Source organism: Streptomyces sp. NPDC049887 (genome assembly GCF_040656535.1).
GTDB lineage: Bacteria > Actinomycetota > Actinomycetes > Streptomycetales > Streptomycetaceae > Streptomyces.
Window position 1 is genome coordinate 302,076 of record NZ_JBFAMM010000005.1, and the last position, 13,884, is coordinate 315,959.

General features: G+C 72.6%; 14 protein-coding genes. 9 read left to right on the forward strand and 5 right to left on the reverse strand.

Translation table 11 applies throughout. The annotated features are described in order from the left end of the window. Positions 1-32: 32 nt before the first annotated feature. The 4 genes from AB0J10_RS08995 (at position 33) to AB0J10_RS09010 (ending at position 4,589) form a co-directional block, all read left to right on the forward strand. Complete coding sequence (locus AB0J10_RS08995) at positions 33-848, forward strand: Tat pathway signal sequence domain protein (protein ID WP_363059327.1); 816 nt, start codon at positions 33-35, stop codon at positions 846-848. 9 nt (positions 849-857) lie between these two features. After that, the gene (locus AB0J10_RS09000; RefSeq protein ID WP_363059329.1) at positions 858-2,213 is read left to right on the forward strand and encodes a copper amine oxidase; all 1,356 of its coding nucleotides are present in this window, start codon (positions 858-860) and stop codon (positions 2,211-2,213) included. Positions 2,214-2,312: 99 nt separating this feature from the next. Then, entirely contained in the window at positions 2,313-3,557 is a 1,245-nt protein-coding gene (locus AB0J10_RS09005; RefSeq protein WP_363059331.1) for an SAV2148 family HEPN domain-containing protein, read from the forward strand. Between the two features lie 318 nt (positions 3,558-3,875). Further along, positions 3,876-4,589: an exonuclease domain-containing protein gene (locus AB0J10_RS09010; RefSeq protein ID WP_363059333.1), complete on the forward strand. Its 714-nt coding sequence runs from the start codon at positions 3,876-3,878 to the stop codon at positions 4,587-4,589. A 64-nt stretch (positions 4,590-4,653) separates the two neighbouring features. On the opposite strand, the gene AB0J10_RS09015 is transcribed toward AB0J10_RS09010, so the two are convergent. Then, complete coding sequence (locus tag AB0J10_RS09015) at positions 4,654-5,505, reverse strand: aminoglycoside phosphotransferase family protein (RefSeq protein WP_363059335.1); 852 nt, start codon at positions 5,503-5,505, stop codon at positions 4,654-4,656. A gap of 169 nt (positions 5,506-5,674) precedes the next feature. Between AB0J10_RS09015 and mgt the strand changes: the two genes are divergently transcribed. The 3 genes from mgt to AB0J10_RS09030 all read left to right on the forward strand — a co-directional run bounded on the left by mgt (position 5,675) and on the right by AB0J10_RS09030 (position 9,351). Next, positions 5,675-6,874, forward strand: a complete 1,200-nt coding sequence (gene mgt, locus AB0J10_RS09020; protein WP_363059337.1) for a macrolide-inactivating glycosyltransferase — start codon at positions 5,675-5,677, stop codon at positions 6,872-6,874. Between the two features lie 636 nt (positions 6,875-7,510). After that, entirely contained in the window at positions 7,511-8,713 is a 1,203-nt protein-coding gene (locus AB0J10_RS09025) for a S8 family peptidase (protein ID WP_363059339.1), read from the forward strand. A 77-nt stretch (positions 8,714-8,790) separates the two neighbouring features. Next, the gene (locus tag AB0J10_RS09030) at positions 8,791-9,351 is read left to right on the forward strand and encodes a DUF1697 domain-containing protein (RefSeq protein ID WP_363059341.1); all 561 of its coding nucleotides are present in this window, start codon (positions 8,791-8,793) and stop codon (positions 9,349-9,351) included. A gap of 141 nt (positions 9,352-9,492) precedes the next feature. Here AB0J10_RS09030 and AB0J10_RS09035 read toward each other — a convergent pair whose 3' ends face one another. Continuing rightward, positions 9,493-9,684, reverse strand: a complete 192-nt coding sequence (locus AB0J10_RS09035; RefSeq protein ID WP_363059343.1) for a DUF4236 domain-containing protein — start codon at positions 9,682-9,684, stop codon at positions 9,493-9,495. A gap of 211 nt (positions 9,685-9,895) precedes the next feature. Here AB0J10_RS09035 and AB0J10_RS09040 point away from each other — a divergent pair, with 211 nt between their 5' ends. Both AB0J10_RS09040 and AB0J10_RS09045 read left to right on the forward strand, forming a co-directional pair. After that, positions 9,896-10,360, forward strand: a complete 465-nt coding sequence (locus AB0J10_RS09040; RefSeq protein ID WP_363059345.1) for a hypothetical protein — start codon at positions 9,896-9,898, stop codon at positions 10,358-10,360. Between the two features lie 89 nt (positions 10,361-10,449). Further along, a complete protein-coding gene (locus tag AB0J10_RS09045) occupies positions 10,450-11,148 on the forward strand; it encodes a DsbA family protein (RefSeq protein ID WP_363059347.1) in 699 nt (232 codons plus the stop codon). A gap of 213 nt (positions 11,149-11,361) precedes the next feature. Here the strand turns inward: AB0J10_RS09045 and AB0J10_RS09050 are convergent, their stop codons facing one another. From AB0J10_RS09050 to AB0J10_RS09060, 3 genes are read right to left on the reverse strand one after another with little or no spacing between them, the layout of a single operon-like run. Then, positions 11,362-12,162: a sirohydrochlorin chelatase gene (locus tag AB0J10_RS09050; protein ID WP_363059349.1), complete on the reverse strand. Its 801-nt coding sequence runs from the start codon at positions 12,160-12,162 to the stop codon at positions 11,362-11,364. 10 nt (positions 12,163-12,172) lie between these two features. Then, positions 12,173-13,087: an ABC transporter permease gene (locus tag AB0J10_RS09055; RefSeq protein ID WP_363059351.1), complete on the reverse strand. Its 915-nt coding sequence runs from the start codon at positions 13,085-13,087 to the stop codon at positions 12,173-12,175. Further along, positions 13,074-13,865: an ABC transporter ATP-binding protein gene (locus tag AB0J10_RS09060; protein ID WP_283298828.1), complete on the reverse strand. Its 792-nt coding sequence runs from the start codon at positions 13,863-13,865 to the stop codon at positions 13,074-13,076. The genes AB0J10_RS09055 and AB0J10_RS09060 overlap by 14 nt, the downstream gene beginning before the upstream one ends. Positions 13,866-13,884 lie beyond the last annotated feature (19 nt).

Genomic DNA, 13,884 nt, shown 5'->3' on the forward strand with positions numbered 1-13,884 from the left:
TACCGGGTGACCACGGGTACGAGGGGGGAAAAGTGCGCACATTGATGCGCCGCCACCTGGGGAAGCTGGTGGCGGGCACCGCCATTGCGGTGACCGGCACGGCCGCGATGGTCGCCGTCACCCTGCCGGACACGGCGGGAGCCCGGGCGGGCCAGGGTGCCCCGGCCGCCGCAGGGCAGCGGGCGCCCGGGGAGCCGCACGCCCCGCCCCCGCCCGGACCCGGGGTCGTCGCGGCGGCCCCCGCGGAGGGGAAGCGGGGCACGGGACGCGATCCGCTCACCGACGACGAACTGGAGCGCGCCCGGCGGCTCGCCGCCGCTCCGGCGGCACGCACCGCCCTGAACGCGGCCGGCGACCGGGGTCCGCAGCACCTCTCCGCCGATCTGGCCGAATCCCTGCCGTCCGAGGCCGGATCCGCCGCGCCGCCGCGCCGCGCGGTCGTCTCGTACTACGACTACCGCACCGACCGGCTCGTCACGACGACCGTCGACGTCACCGGCGGGAAGGTCGAGAGCCGCAGCACCCGGCAGGGCGTGCAGCCGTCCCCCGTCCGGGCGGAACTCCGGGAGGCGGTCGAGCTGATCCTCGCGAGCCCGCACGGCGCTGGTCTCCGCGCGGACTACCGGGACGCCACCGGCGCGGATCTGACCACGCCGGCACCGCTCACGCTCAGCGGATACGCGTACCGAAAGGAGCGCGAGGCCCGGGTGCCGCCAGGACTCCGCTCCTGCGGCGTGCACCGCTGCGTGCGGGTCGTCACCAGGATCACCGGCGGGCCGTGGATCGACACGAGGGACCTCGCCGTCGACCTGAGCGCCCGCACCGTCGTCGTCGCGCCGTCCGGCTGAGGAGTTCGCATGCGCACGGACAGGAACGGACATCCGGATACCGAGTCCGCCGCGGAGCACCGAGTCCGGGTGCGCGCCCCCCGGAGGGCCGCCTCCGTGGCGGCCGCCGCCGTGCTGCTCGGTGGCGCGCTGACCGCGGCCGGCCCCACCGCGGCCGGAGCGGCACCGCCGGCCGGCCCCACCCCGCCGCCCGCCCCGGGCTGCAGTGCGCCCTACCGGGTCACGCAGAAGCTCGGCGGCGGAACCACCTGGCGGATGTGCTGGCGCTACGACTCCTCGGCCGGGCTCGTCCTGGACGACGTCAGCTACCAGCCGCGCGGTGAGGCCCGGCCGATCCTTGTGCTGACCAGCGCCAAGCTCGCGCAGGTCCACGTCCCCTACGACGACGGGCGGGCCGAGTACGACGACCTCACCGGCTTCGGCTTCGGCTACGGACTGCAGGGCCTGAAGCCCGAGGAGTGCCCCGGCGGGACCATCCGCTCCGTCAAGGTCCCCGACACCGGCCGCGTCGACGGGCTCTGCCTCACCACCCGCTCCCGCGGCCACGCCTACCGGATGGCGAAGGACGACGGCACCGGCGTCTGGCACGAGGAGGGCAGGGACCTGCTCCTCTACACCGTCAACAAGGTCTCCTGGTACGAGTACATCACCGAGTGGCGCTTCTCCTCCGACGGCACCGTGTCGGCGAGCGTGGGCGCCACCGGCAGCCTCTCCCCCGCGGACTACGACGCCGGCGACGGCCGGGGCTGGCCCGTCGGCAGGGGCGCGAAGGACCACGCCGTCAGCCACAGCCACAACGTCTTCTGGCGGCTGAACTTCGGACTCGACGGCGGGGCCGGGGACCGGATAGAGCAGTACGACTCCGCGGTCACCCCACCCCCCGCCCAGGGCAGCCCCACGACCAGGACCACCCGGACCCCCGTCACCAGGGAGCTGGCCGGGGACGCCCGGGAGATGCGCTGGTGGCGCGTGGTCAGCGCGAAGGGACGCAACGCCGACGGGCACGCCCGCAGTTACGAGATCGTGCCCGGCCCGACCGCCAAGCACGCCGGACGTCCCTACACCCGCCACGACGTCTACTTCACCCAGAACCGAGCCTGTGAGCAGTTCGCCAGCAACAACATCCTCGACTGCGGCCGGGACGCGCCCGACAGCGTGGACCGATGGGTCAACGGCGAGACGCTCGCCAACCCGGTCGTGTGGGTCCACATCGGCTTCCACCACATCGCCCGCGACGAGGACCAGCAGCCGATGCCCGTCCACTGGCAGGGCTTCCAGCTGGCGCCCAGGGACGTCACGGCTATGAATCCGCTCACCCCGGCCGACCTCGCGGACCAGAACGGGGCTCCTCCGGCGGGGAGTTGAGCGAAGAGCCTGTGGATCCTGCTGCAGCGCGTCCCGCTCCCGGAGTACCCTTCCTTGATCGTTGAAGACGGGTGTGCGGGAGCAGAAGGCGGTGCGCGGGTGAGCTCGGGAGGGCTTGAGCTACCCCCAGGTGACACGGGTCACGACGGGGACTCCTCCGACGCGCCGCCGGGCGCCGTCTCCCTCGCCCGGCCGGTGGACATGGGATCCGAGATCGGACCCGAACTGGACTGGAGCGCGGACGCCTGGAGCGAGGTGCGCACCCGGGCTCAGCGGGCAGGACGGGCGTACATCTGGCTGAATCTGGTCGAACAGCGGCTGCGTGCGGTCGTGTCAGCGGTGCTGAGGCCCATCTACGAACCCGTGCACGGCGAGGAGTGGGTCGTGGCCGCGGCGGGACCCGCCGGGCAGGAGTGGGTGCAGCGCGCCGTCGCGGTACGGGAGGTCAGCCGGCGCAAGGGCTATCTCCTCGACCCCGCCGACGACAACGTCCTCAGCTTCCTCACGCTGCCGCAGCTGCGGGAGCTGATGGTCCAGCACTGGCCCTGCTTCGAACCGTACTTCGACGACCGGCGCGACGTGGAACTGGCGCTGGACGAGCTGGAGGTCGCGCGGAACGTGGTCTCCCGCAACCGGGCGCTCAACGAGACGGTGCTGGCCCAGGCCGAACGGGCCTCGGCGCGGCTGCTGGAGATCCTCGGCAGCGGCGCCGGCGTGCCCTCCGCCGACCGGCTCCCGGTCGACGCGGTCGAGGACCTGGTGGGGGACCGGTACGCGGACGTGGTCTCGATCCACCCCGACCGCGTGCGGCTGCAGCGGCAGCTTCCGGCGGAGGACCTGTTCGGGGGCGCGCGGCGCCTCGACGCCGTCGGCATAGGCCTCAATCTGCTGGTGCAGAACTTCTCCGGACGCCGGCTGGTGCGGCTGGCGGAATCCGGCTGCCGGGTGCGGCTGCTCTTCCTCAATCCGGCGAGCAGCGCGGTGAAGCGCCGCGAGCGCGAACTGGGCCTGCGGAAGGGGGAGCTGAGCCGTGCGGTGGAGATGAACATCCTGCACATGCGGAGGGTGCGGTCACGGCTCCGCGACCCCGGGGCGTTCGAGATCCACGTCTTCGACGAGACCCCGCGCTTCACCGCCTATCTCGTCGACGGGGACGGGGCGGACGGGCTCGCCGTCGTCCAGACGTATCTCCGGCGGGCCCGCGGCATGGAGGCGCCGGTGCTCGTCCTGCGCGGCGGAGGCCGGTCGGTGGTGAGATCCGGGCAGGAAACCGAGCACGGGCTGTTCCAGACCTACCGCGAGGAGTTCGAGTCGGTCTGGGCGGACTCCCGGCCGGTGTCCTGAACGGGTGGCGCCCCGGGACCGGCCGGTCGCGCCGGAGGTCCGGGCGACGCCTGCGGGGCGGAACGCCGCTGACGGCCCCGGGAAAGGACTGTCAGTGCCGCGTGCGAGAGTTCTTCCGTCAAGCAGGACCAACGAAAGAGGGGGGACGATGAGCCGGCACCGCGGGCCACTGGTGGGGTTCGCTCCGGGGGCGACGGGCACGGACCCGCTCCCGGCACGGACCGTGACGGCGGCCGTCGCCGCGGACGACGTGTTCCGGACGTCCTCTCCCCCGGCCGGGTGCCGGGCCGCGGCCCGTGCCGGAGCGGGCGCCGCGGGATGAGCTGGATCACCGGGCCCCTGGCGGCCTTCGACCTGGAGACCACCGGTACTGACGTCGAGACCGACCGCATCGTCACCGCGGCGGTCGTGCGGCTGGAGCCGGGCGGGGACGTCTCGGAGGAACGGACCTGGCTGCTCGATCCCGGGGTCGTGATACCCGAACAGGCCTCCGCGATCCACGGTGTCTCGACGGCCCATGCCCGCGAGCACGGGGTTCCGGCCGCGTCCGCGGTCGAGGACATCGCGGAGACCGTTGCCGGGGTCCTGCGCTCGGGGACCCCGCTGGTCGTGATGAACGCGCGCTACGACCTGTCGCTGCTGGACCGCGAGTGCCGCCGCCACGGGTTGGAGTCGATCACCGAGCGGCTGGGGACCGTGCCCGTGCCGGTCGTCGACCCCCTGGTGATCGACAAGCACGTCGACAAGTACCGGAAGGGCAAACGCGCCCTGCACGCCTTGTGCGCGCACTACGGCGTTCCGCTCGAGGACGCGCACGATGCCAGGGCGGACGCGGTGGCCGCGGCCCGCGTGGTGCGGCGCATGGGCGAGCGGCACCGGCCCGTCGGGAAGATGTCCCTGACGGACCTGCACGACCTCCAGGTGCGTGCCGCTGCCGCGCAGTCGGCCTCACTGCAGGAGTACCTGCGGCGGACCACGAACCCGACGGCGGTCGTCGAGTCGGCCTGGCCGGTCATTCCGCGGAGCCGGTGACCCGGCCGGGTCGAGGGCTGCCGTGCCGGCCGGCCCCGGCCCGCGGCCGAGGAGCGGGGAAGCGTCAGAAGGGGTGCCAGCGCACCTCGGGGTCGTCCGCGCGCAGCGACGCCACACGGCGGCGGAACTCGGCGAGGGCACGGGGGTTCGTGGGCGCGTGCTGCGCCACCCAGGCGCAGCTCGCCGTCTCCCGGGCGCCGCGCAGGACCGCGCAGCCGCCCCACGCCCGGACGTCCCACCCGTAGGCGTCGGTGAACGCGTCGTACGCCGCCGGGTCGAGCCCGTAGCGGTCGCGCGAGAGAGCCAGGACGACCAGGTCGTGCTCGCGCAGATCGGAGGAGAAGGTCTCCAGGTCGACGAGGACCGGGCCGTCCGGCCCGACGAGCACGTTGCGGGGGAGCGCGTCGCCGTGGATCGGCCCGCGCGGCAGGTGCGGCGTCAGTGCGGCGGCGGCGGCCGCGAAGCCGTCCCGGCGCTCCCGCAGATAGGCCGCGTCCGCCGGGTCGATCGCGTCGCCCGCCAGCCGAAGCCAGCGCTCCACACCCCCGAGCAGTTCCCGCCCGGGCAGTGCGAACGGCGCCTCCGGCAGCCTGTGCACCCGGCGCAGGAGCGGCGCCAGATCCCGTGCTTCCGCGGGGCGCACGGCCTCGGGCAGCCGGTGCCACACCGTCACCGGATGGCCCTCGACCAGCCGCGCCTCCGGCTCCGCGGCCCGTACCGCGGGGACATCCGCCGCTTCCAGCCACTCGGACACCGCCAGCTCGCGCTCCGCGCGTTCCAGCAGTTCGGCGCTCCGCCCGATCCTCACCACGGTGGGGCCGGACGCGAACACCGCGTTCTCGCCGAGCGCCAGCAGCTCCGCGGTCCGCGGTAGTCCGGCCGCCGCCAGCACCTCCCGCGCACGTGTCTCGTCCATGGCGTGAATTCTCGCATCTCCGCAGGTGGGGTCGGCCGCGAGGAGTCGGGGAAGCGGCTGGTCGAGGGCGGCGATCCGGTACCCGCCGCCACCGTGCGACTGATTCCGCATCAGGCGGCGACCGGAATCGAAATTGCACGAGACGTATCGTCTCGTTTAGTGTGGGGGCATGACCGAAGCGAAGCGGGCCCACATCGCCATGTTCTCCATCGCCGCCCACGGGCACGTGAACCCGAGCATCGAAGTGATCCGCGAGCTCGTGGCCCGCGGGCACCGCGTCAGTTACGCGATCCCGCCGTCCTTCGCAGGAAGGGTCGCCGCGACGGGTGCGGAACCGGTGCTCTGGAACTCCACGCTGCCGACCGACGACGAGCCGGAGGCCTGGGGCACCGAACCAATCGACCACATCGAGCCGTTCCTCAGTGACGCGATCCAGGCGCTGCCGCAACTCGCCGAGGCGTTCGCGGGGGACGAGCCGGACCTCGTCCTGCACGACATCACCTCCTACCCCGCGCGCGTCCTCGCTCATCGCTGGAGCGTGCCCGCGATCTCCCTCTCGCCGAACCTCGTTGCCTGGGAGGGTTACGAGAAGGAGGTCGGCGAGCCGATGACCGCCGCGATCAGGGCCACCGAGCGGGGCAGGGCCTACTACGCCCGGTTCGAGTCCTGGCTGTCGGAGAACGGGATCGGTGTCCACCCCGACCCCTTCGTCGGCCGCCCGGCCCGCTCCCTGGTGCTGATCCCCAGGGTGCTGCAGCCGAACGCCGACCGGGTCGACGAGCGCGTCCACTCCTTCGTCGGTGCCTGCCGGGGCGACCGCGCGGAGCAGGGGGAGTGGCGACGGCCCGCGGGCGCGGGGAAGGTGCTGCTGGTCTCGCTCGGCTCGGCTTTCACCAAGCAGCCCGGCTTCTACCGCGAGTGCGTGAAGGCATTCGGTGAACTGTCGGGGTGGCATGTGGTGCTGCAGATCGGCAAGTTCGTGGACCCGGCGGAGCTGGGCCGGGTGCCGGCGAACATCGAGGTGCGCGACTGGGTGCCGCAGCAGGCGATCCTCCGGCAGGCGGACGCCTTCATCACGCACGCCGGTGCCGGCGGCAGCCAGGAGGGGCTGGCCACCGCCACGCCCATGGTCGCGGTCCCGCAGGCGGTCGACCAGTTCGGCAACGCCGACATGCTCGCCTCACTCGGAGTGGCCCGCCGTCTCTCGATGGAGGAGGCCACCGCGGACAACCTCAGGGAGGCCGTGCTCACGCTGTCTGGCGACCCTGAGGTGGCCCGCCGTCTGGAGGGGATCCGCCGTTCGATGAGCCTGGAGGGCGGTACGCGGCGCGCCGCCGACCTCGTCGAGGCCGAACTGCCGCGGACCTGAGGGTGCGTGCGGCGGACGGGCCACGGCGGCGGTACGCGGCCGCCGTGCCCGCCGTGCGTTTGCGCCTGCCGTGCCCGCGGTGCGTCCGTGCGTGCGTGCCGTGCCCGCGTGCGCTCGTGCCCACCGTGCGTCGGTCGGCCCCGTCTTCACGCTGTGACCGTCGGATGACCAAGTCGTCCCGCGGGAGCCGGCGTCACGGCCGCTCGCTCCGCGGCTTCGTGCCCCCACCCGCCTGAGGGGGCGTGAACATCCCTTTCGGATCAAGCCGATCCTCGCGCCCGCAAATGCGGTCCGCGCTTCCCCGATGAGGTGCCGACCGCCCGCCGGCGCCCGATCTGCCCGCGCCCCCCGGAGTGCTCGTCGCCGTATACCCGTATCACCCGGGGGCACGCCACGATTACCGCATGGGCACATTTCCTCGACAGAAATTCCCTGCCTGTGAGGGAAGTTCGACCGATGGTCCGACTTGTGAAGTCCTGGCCGATTTCGTATTACGAACGCTTGTTGATCAAGTCACACCTGGATGAAGGTCTTGATCTGAGCCCGTCAATCGGTCAGGGTTTCGACTCAGCCCCCGGAGATTTTCTTTCCGGGAGCGAATCCCCCCACAAATGATGACGAGGAGAACCCCTCTTCATGGCATCTCACAAGCGCACCAACAGGATGAAGCTGACCGCGGCAATAACCGCCGTTGCGGCCGCCGCCGGAGTGACCGTCCTCAACACCTCTTTCGCCGGTGCGGCTCCCGCGCCCGCCGAGGGCAGGATCTACGGTGCGAACGCGGAAGGCGCCGTCGCCGGCAGCTACATCGTCCTGCTGGACGAGAAGACGGACAAGAAGAAGCTCGCCGAGGAGTACGGCGGCTCGCTCCAGCGCACTTACAGCTCGGCGGTGAACGGCTTCTCCGCCAGCGGCCTTTCGGAGACCGAGGCGAAGCGCCTCGCCGCCGACCCGGCCGTCGACAAGGTCGTCCAGAACAAGAAGTTCACCGTCAACGCCACCCAGGACAACCCGCCCTCGTGGGGCCTGGACCGAGTCGACCAGGCCGACACCGCCGGGGACAGCAAGTACACCTACCCCGACGGCGCCGGAGAGGGCGTCACGGCGTACGTCATCGACACCGGGGTCCGGATCACGCACAAGGACTTCGACGGCCGTGCCAGCCACGGCTTCGACGCCATCGACAACGACGAGACCGCCGACGACGGCAACGGCCACGGCACCCACGTGGCGGGCACCATCGCCGGTGCCTCCCACGGCGTCGCCAAGAAGGCGAAGATCGTCGCCGTGCGCGTGCTCGACGACAGCGGGTCCGGCACCACCGAGCAGGTCGTCGCCGGCATCGACTGGGTCACCAAGAACCACCAGGGCCCGTCCGTGGCCAACATGAGCCTCGGCGGCGGCGCCGACCCCGCGCTCGACGAGGCCGTGCAGAAGGCCGTGGCCGCCGGCGTCACCTTCGGTGTCGCCGCGGGCAACGAGTCCAGCGACGCCGGACAGGGCTCGCCCTCCCGCGTCAGGGAGGCCATCACCGTCGCCTCCTCGACCAAGGACGACAAGCAGTCCGACTTCTCCAACTTCGGCGCGGTCGTCGACATCTACGCCCCTGGTTCGGACATCACCTCCGCCTGGAACGACAGCGACGAGGGCACCAAGACCATCTCCGGCACTTCCATGGCGACCCCGCACGTCGTCGGTGCCGCCGCGGTGTACCTCGCCGCCCACCAGGACGCCACACCGGACCAGGTCGCCAAGGCCCTGACGGACGGTGCCACGCCCGACAGGATCGGCAACCCGAGTGAGGGCACGCCCAACAAGCTGCTGAAGGTCGTCGAGTAGCCGACCGGCCGACAGCGTGATCCGGCGGCCGCCGTGCCCTCCCCCACGGGGCACGGCGGCCGTCCTATGGTGTGCGCATGGCGAAGACCCATGCGTACGCCGCGTTGCTGCGCGGCATCAACGTCGGCGGCCACCGCAAGGTCCCGATGGCCGACCTGCACAGCCTGGTGACGGACCTCGGCCACGGCCACGTACGCACCTACCTGCAGAGCGGCAACGCCGTGTTCACCAGCGAGACGGACGACGAGGACGCGCTCGCCCGAGGCATCGAACGGGCTGTCGAGGAGCGCTTCGGCTTCACCGTGGACTGCCTCGTCCGCGGCGGCCCGTACCTCGCATCCGTCGTCGAGGAGTGCCCCTTCCCGGCCGGCCGGCTCGAGGGGAGGCAGTTGCACGTCACCTACTTCTCGCAGCGAGTGGACCCGGACAGGTTCGCAGGCGTGGACCGGGACGCCCATCTGCCGGAGGACTACCGGCTCGGGGAGCGTGCGCTGTACCTGTACACGCCCGGTGGAATCGGCCGATCCAAGCTGGCCGACGCGCTGGCGCGGTCGAGCGTGAGCAAAGGGCTCGTCGCCACGACCCGCAACTGGAACACCGTCGTCAAGCTCGCGGAGATGACCGGGGACCCCGCCTGAGCCGGGAAGCGACCACGCTCACCGGCCCCCGGACTCCCTCCCCACCGGCACCGTCGGCGGCGTGCCGCGACCCGGGACCCGGGGGCGGATGCCCGTCCCACCCGCCTGGCCGGCCCCGTCTCAGGGGCACGCCTTCGCCGCTCAGCGCCGCCGGAAGTGCCGGTGCCAGCTGAAACCGCCGGGCAGCCGCACCGACGCCCTGCCCTGGCCGCCGCTGCCCCGGGTGATGTGGGCCCGGCGCGTGCCGAGGCTCAGGGACCAGCCGTGCGTACCGATGTTCAGGTGCAGCAGCTTCGGGACGATCGTGATCCGCTTGTGGTAGTAGAGCGACATGTCGGCCTCCTCGCAGCCATCATGCGCCGTCGGCTCGTCGTCTCCGTCACGACGGCGCCACCGTCGTGTCACCGCGGGGCCGGACGGTCGCGTCCGACCGTCGTGCCCGGCCCGTCGTGCCCGGCTCCCGGCGGGGCAGCCCCGGCGCGGCGGACGGACACCCGGCCGGGCGGGCAGGTGCCTGTCGGTGCCGCGTCCTATCGTCGGTCCCATGTACGAGGACGGTGACGGACCGCCCCGCCCCGGCGGTGCGCGTGAGGCACGGGCACGGGCCGCCGAGGTGCGGGTCGCGTTCGAGGGCATGCTGCAGATACGGCGGCTGGCCAACACCGGTGCTCCCGACCCCGAGTCGGTTCCCGCACCCTGGGAACGGGGCCGGATGGTCCGTGCCGTGGCCCTCGCGCTGGAGGCGGCCGGTATCGCCCCCTCCGCCGTGGACGCCGATTCCGGGCAGCGGGTGGCCACCGGATACCGGGTGGGCCCGGTCCCGGACGAACCGGGCACGGTCACGGTCGAGTGGCTCGGACCCCATGGCAGCGGGGCCGCCGGCGAGGAGGAGGACGCCCTCGCCGACTGCGCCGGGGTCCTTCAGCGCCTCGGCTGGGACGCCCTGCTGTACCGGGGGCGGAGCCGGCGCCGCTTCCTGGAGGTCCGTCCGCCGCACCCGCGGGGCTGAACGGCCGGGCCGGTGGCGGTGAATGGCCCAGGAGAACCGGCGCCCATTGGCCCGGGCGGACGGGACACCCCGGTCCTAGGCTCACCGTCATGACCAAGCCCACCGAGCACCACGTCGACCAGCACGGCACGAACGAGCACGGCACGAACGAGCACGGCACGAACGAGCACCGCGATCGCGGCCAGCGCACCACCGTCGACTTCTGGTTCGACCCCGCCTGCCCCTTCGCCTGGATCACCTCGCGATGGATGCTGGAGGTGGAGCGCCGGCGCCCGGTCGACGTCCGCTTCCATGCGATGAGCCTGCTCCTGCACAACGTAGGGAACGAACTTCCCGACTGGTACCGGGACCTGGTCGACCGGTCCATCGGACCGGTGCGCGTCGCGGTCGCCGCCGCGGAGCAGCACGGCGAGCACGTCCTGCGCGACCTCTACACCGCCATGGGCACCCGTATCCACCGGCAGCGGGCCGAGGACTTCGACACCGTGATCGCCGAGTCGCTGGCGGAGACGGGACTGCCCGCCGCGCTCGCCGCTGCCGCGCACGACCCGGGCCACGACGACGCCGTGCGCCGCAGCCACGATGCCGGGAAGGACCCCGCAGGGGGCGGCTACGTCGGTACGCCCACGCTTCACGTGGACGGAGCCGTGTGGTTCGGGCCCGTGCTCAACTCCGTGCCCCGGGGCGAGGAGGCGGGACGGATCTTCGACAGCTTCCGCGTGCTAGCGGGACACCCCGACTTCTTCGAGCTGAAGCGGACCCGTACGGGGAAGCTGGACCCGCACTGAACATGCGTGCACGGGCCCGGGGGCGCACCGAACGTGCGGCGCACGGGCGGGGGACACGCACGGGGTGCGATTCGCGACCAGCGGGCAGGTACCCAGCCCGGAACGCGCCGAGCCGGGGGGCACCGGGTCCGCGGCGCACCGGGCCGGGCAACGTTCGAACCGCCGCCCGTACCGGCTCGCAGGGGCACCCGTACGCCCGTCGGAAGCCGACGCTCAGCCCGCGGCGGCGAGGCGGCGTGCCGGCCGGGCCTCTTCGTACCGGCGCAGCATCAGCCGGGCCAGCCGCGGCGACGCACCGAGGACGTCGGCCAGTACCTCGGCGCCGGCCGACCGGGCGCCGTCCGCGATCCGGTCGGGCAGCCGGCCCGGGGCGATGACGTACGGTGCCACCGCCACCCGGGCCACGCCTCCGGCGCGCAGTGCCCGCACGGCGTCCTCGGGACGGGGCGGGCCGGCGGCCGTGACGGCGGAGGCGAACGCAGGCCGCACGGCGCACCATCCGGTGTGCCGCAGCTCCCGCGCCATGTCAGCGATCACTGCGATCGCCTCCGGGTCGGAGGAGCCCGCCGAGGCCAGGACGACCCCGGTCGAGCGCTTGTCGGCCGGGGTCAGCCCCGCCTCGTACAGCCGCTGTTCGACCGTGTCCAGCAGCAGCGGGGACGGGCCGAGAACGTCCGCCTGGGCGATGCGGACCCGGGGATGCCGCGCCCGCGCCTCGCTCAGCACGGACGGGATGTCCGACTTCGCGTGGAAGGCGCGGGTCAGCAGCAGCGGCAGCGCCACCACGTCCTCCACCCCGTCGTTCGCCATCCGCTCCAGGACCTGCGGCACGGACGGCGCGTTGAAGTCCAGGAACGCCGTGCCGACCCGCAGCGCGGGCTCCTGCGCACGGATGTGCCGTACGAGGGCGTGCACGGTCGCCGCGTGCCGCGGATCGCGGCTTCCATGGGCGACGACGAGAAGCGCCGGCCGGTGGGGGCGCACGGGGCGGGCGGGGTGGTGAGGGCTGTACACGGTGATCAGCTCAGCTCTTGACGAGAAGCCCGCGGCTGCGGAGCACCCAGCGCTCCAGCGGGCTGAAGACGAGCAGGTCGACGGTGATGCCGACGATCAGGATCAGGAGGATCGCGAGGAACACGCCCGGCATGTCGATGTTGTTGCGGCCGTTCTCCAGCAGCTGGCCGAGGCCGAGACCCAGGTCGGGGGAGGAGGCGATGATCTCCGCGGCCATGAGCGAGCGCCAGGAGAAGGCCCAGCCCTGCTTCAGGCCCGCCAGATAGCCCGGCAGGGCGGCCGGCATGACGATGTGCCAGGTGCCCTTCAGGCCGGTGGCGCCGAGCGTCCGGCCGGCCCGCAGGAACAGCGGCGGCACCTGGTCGACGCCGGACACGAGTCCGTTCGCGATCGACGGCACCGCGCCGAGCAGGATCACCGCGTACATCATCGAGTCGTTCAGGCCCAGCCAGATGACGGCCGGCGGCACCCACGCCACCGACGGCAGCGACTGCAGACCGGACAGTATCGGGCCGATCGCGGCGCGGACGAACTTCACCCGCGCCACGAGCAGGCCGAGCGGGGTGCCGATGGCGAGGGCCAGCAGGAAGCCGAAGAGACCGCGCGACACGCTGGTCCAGATGACGTCGAACAGGGTGCCCTGCAGCCACATGTCGGACAGGCCCGTCCACACGGCGGACGGCGCGGGCAGTTTGTCCTCGGTCGTGACCTGGGCGGAGACCAGGACCTGCCACACCACGAGGACGAGGGCCACCGCCACGACCGGCGGCACGACCTTCTTCACGAGCAACTCGCGCACCGGCGTGCGGCGGATCTCGACGGCGTCGAGCGCGTCCAGGCCGGCCTCTAGACCGGCGAGGTCGTCGCGCCCGGCGGGGGACGTGCCCGCCTTCGTGACGCCGTCGCGGACTTCAGTGCTGGCCATGTCGGCGGATCTCCCCACGCAGTTGTTCAGTGATCTCGACGGACAGCTCCGCCACGGCGGCGTCCTCGATACGGCGCGGCTGCGGGATGTCCACGGCCCACTCGCGGGCCACCCGGCCGGGACGTGAGGACAGCAGGACCACGCGCTGGGCGAGCCGTACCGCCTCGCGGACGTTGTGCGTGACGAAGAGGACCGACACGTTCGTCTCGCGCCAGATCCGGGTCAGCTCGCCGTGCAGCACGTCACGCGTGATGGCGTCGAGCGCCGCGAACGGCTCGTCCATCAGCAGCAGATCGCTGTCCTGCGCGAGCGCCCGGGCCAGTGCGACCCGCTGGCGCATGCCGCCCGACAACTCGTGGACGCGCTTGCCGTGCGCGCCACCGAGGCGGACCAGCTCCAGCAGCCGCTCGGCCTCGGTACGGCGCCCGGCCTTGGGGACCCCGCGCAGCCGCAGGGCCAGTTCGATGTTCTTGCCCGCGGTCAGCCAAGGAAAGAGGGCGTGCTCCTGGAACATCAGTGCGGGCCGCCCGCCGGGCGTCTCGATGGACCCGGCGCTCGGCCGGTCCAGCCCCGCGACCAGGTTGAGCAGCGTGGACTTGCCGCATCCCGACGCGCCCAGGATGGTGACGAACTCGCCGGGGGCGACGTCGAGACTGATGTCGTCGAGGACGAGCTGCGATCCGGCCGGACCGGAGAAGGACTTCGAGACGTGCTCGATCCTGGCGGCGTGCGACACCGCGGTGGTGTCCTCGGCGGCCTCGGCAAACGTGGTGGCCATGGTCGTCACCTCCTGGGAA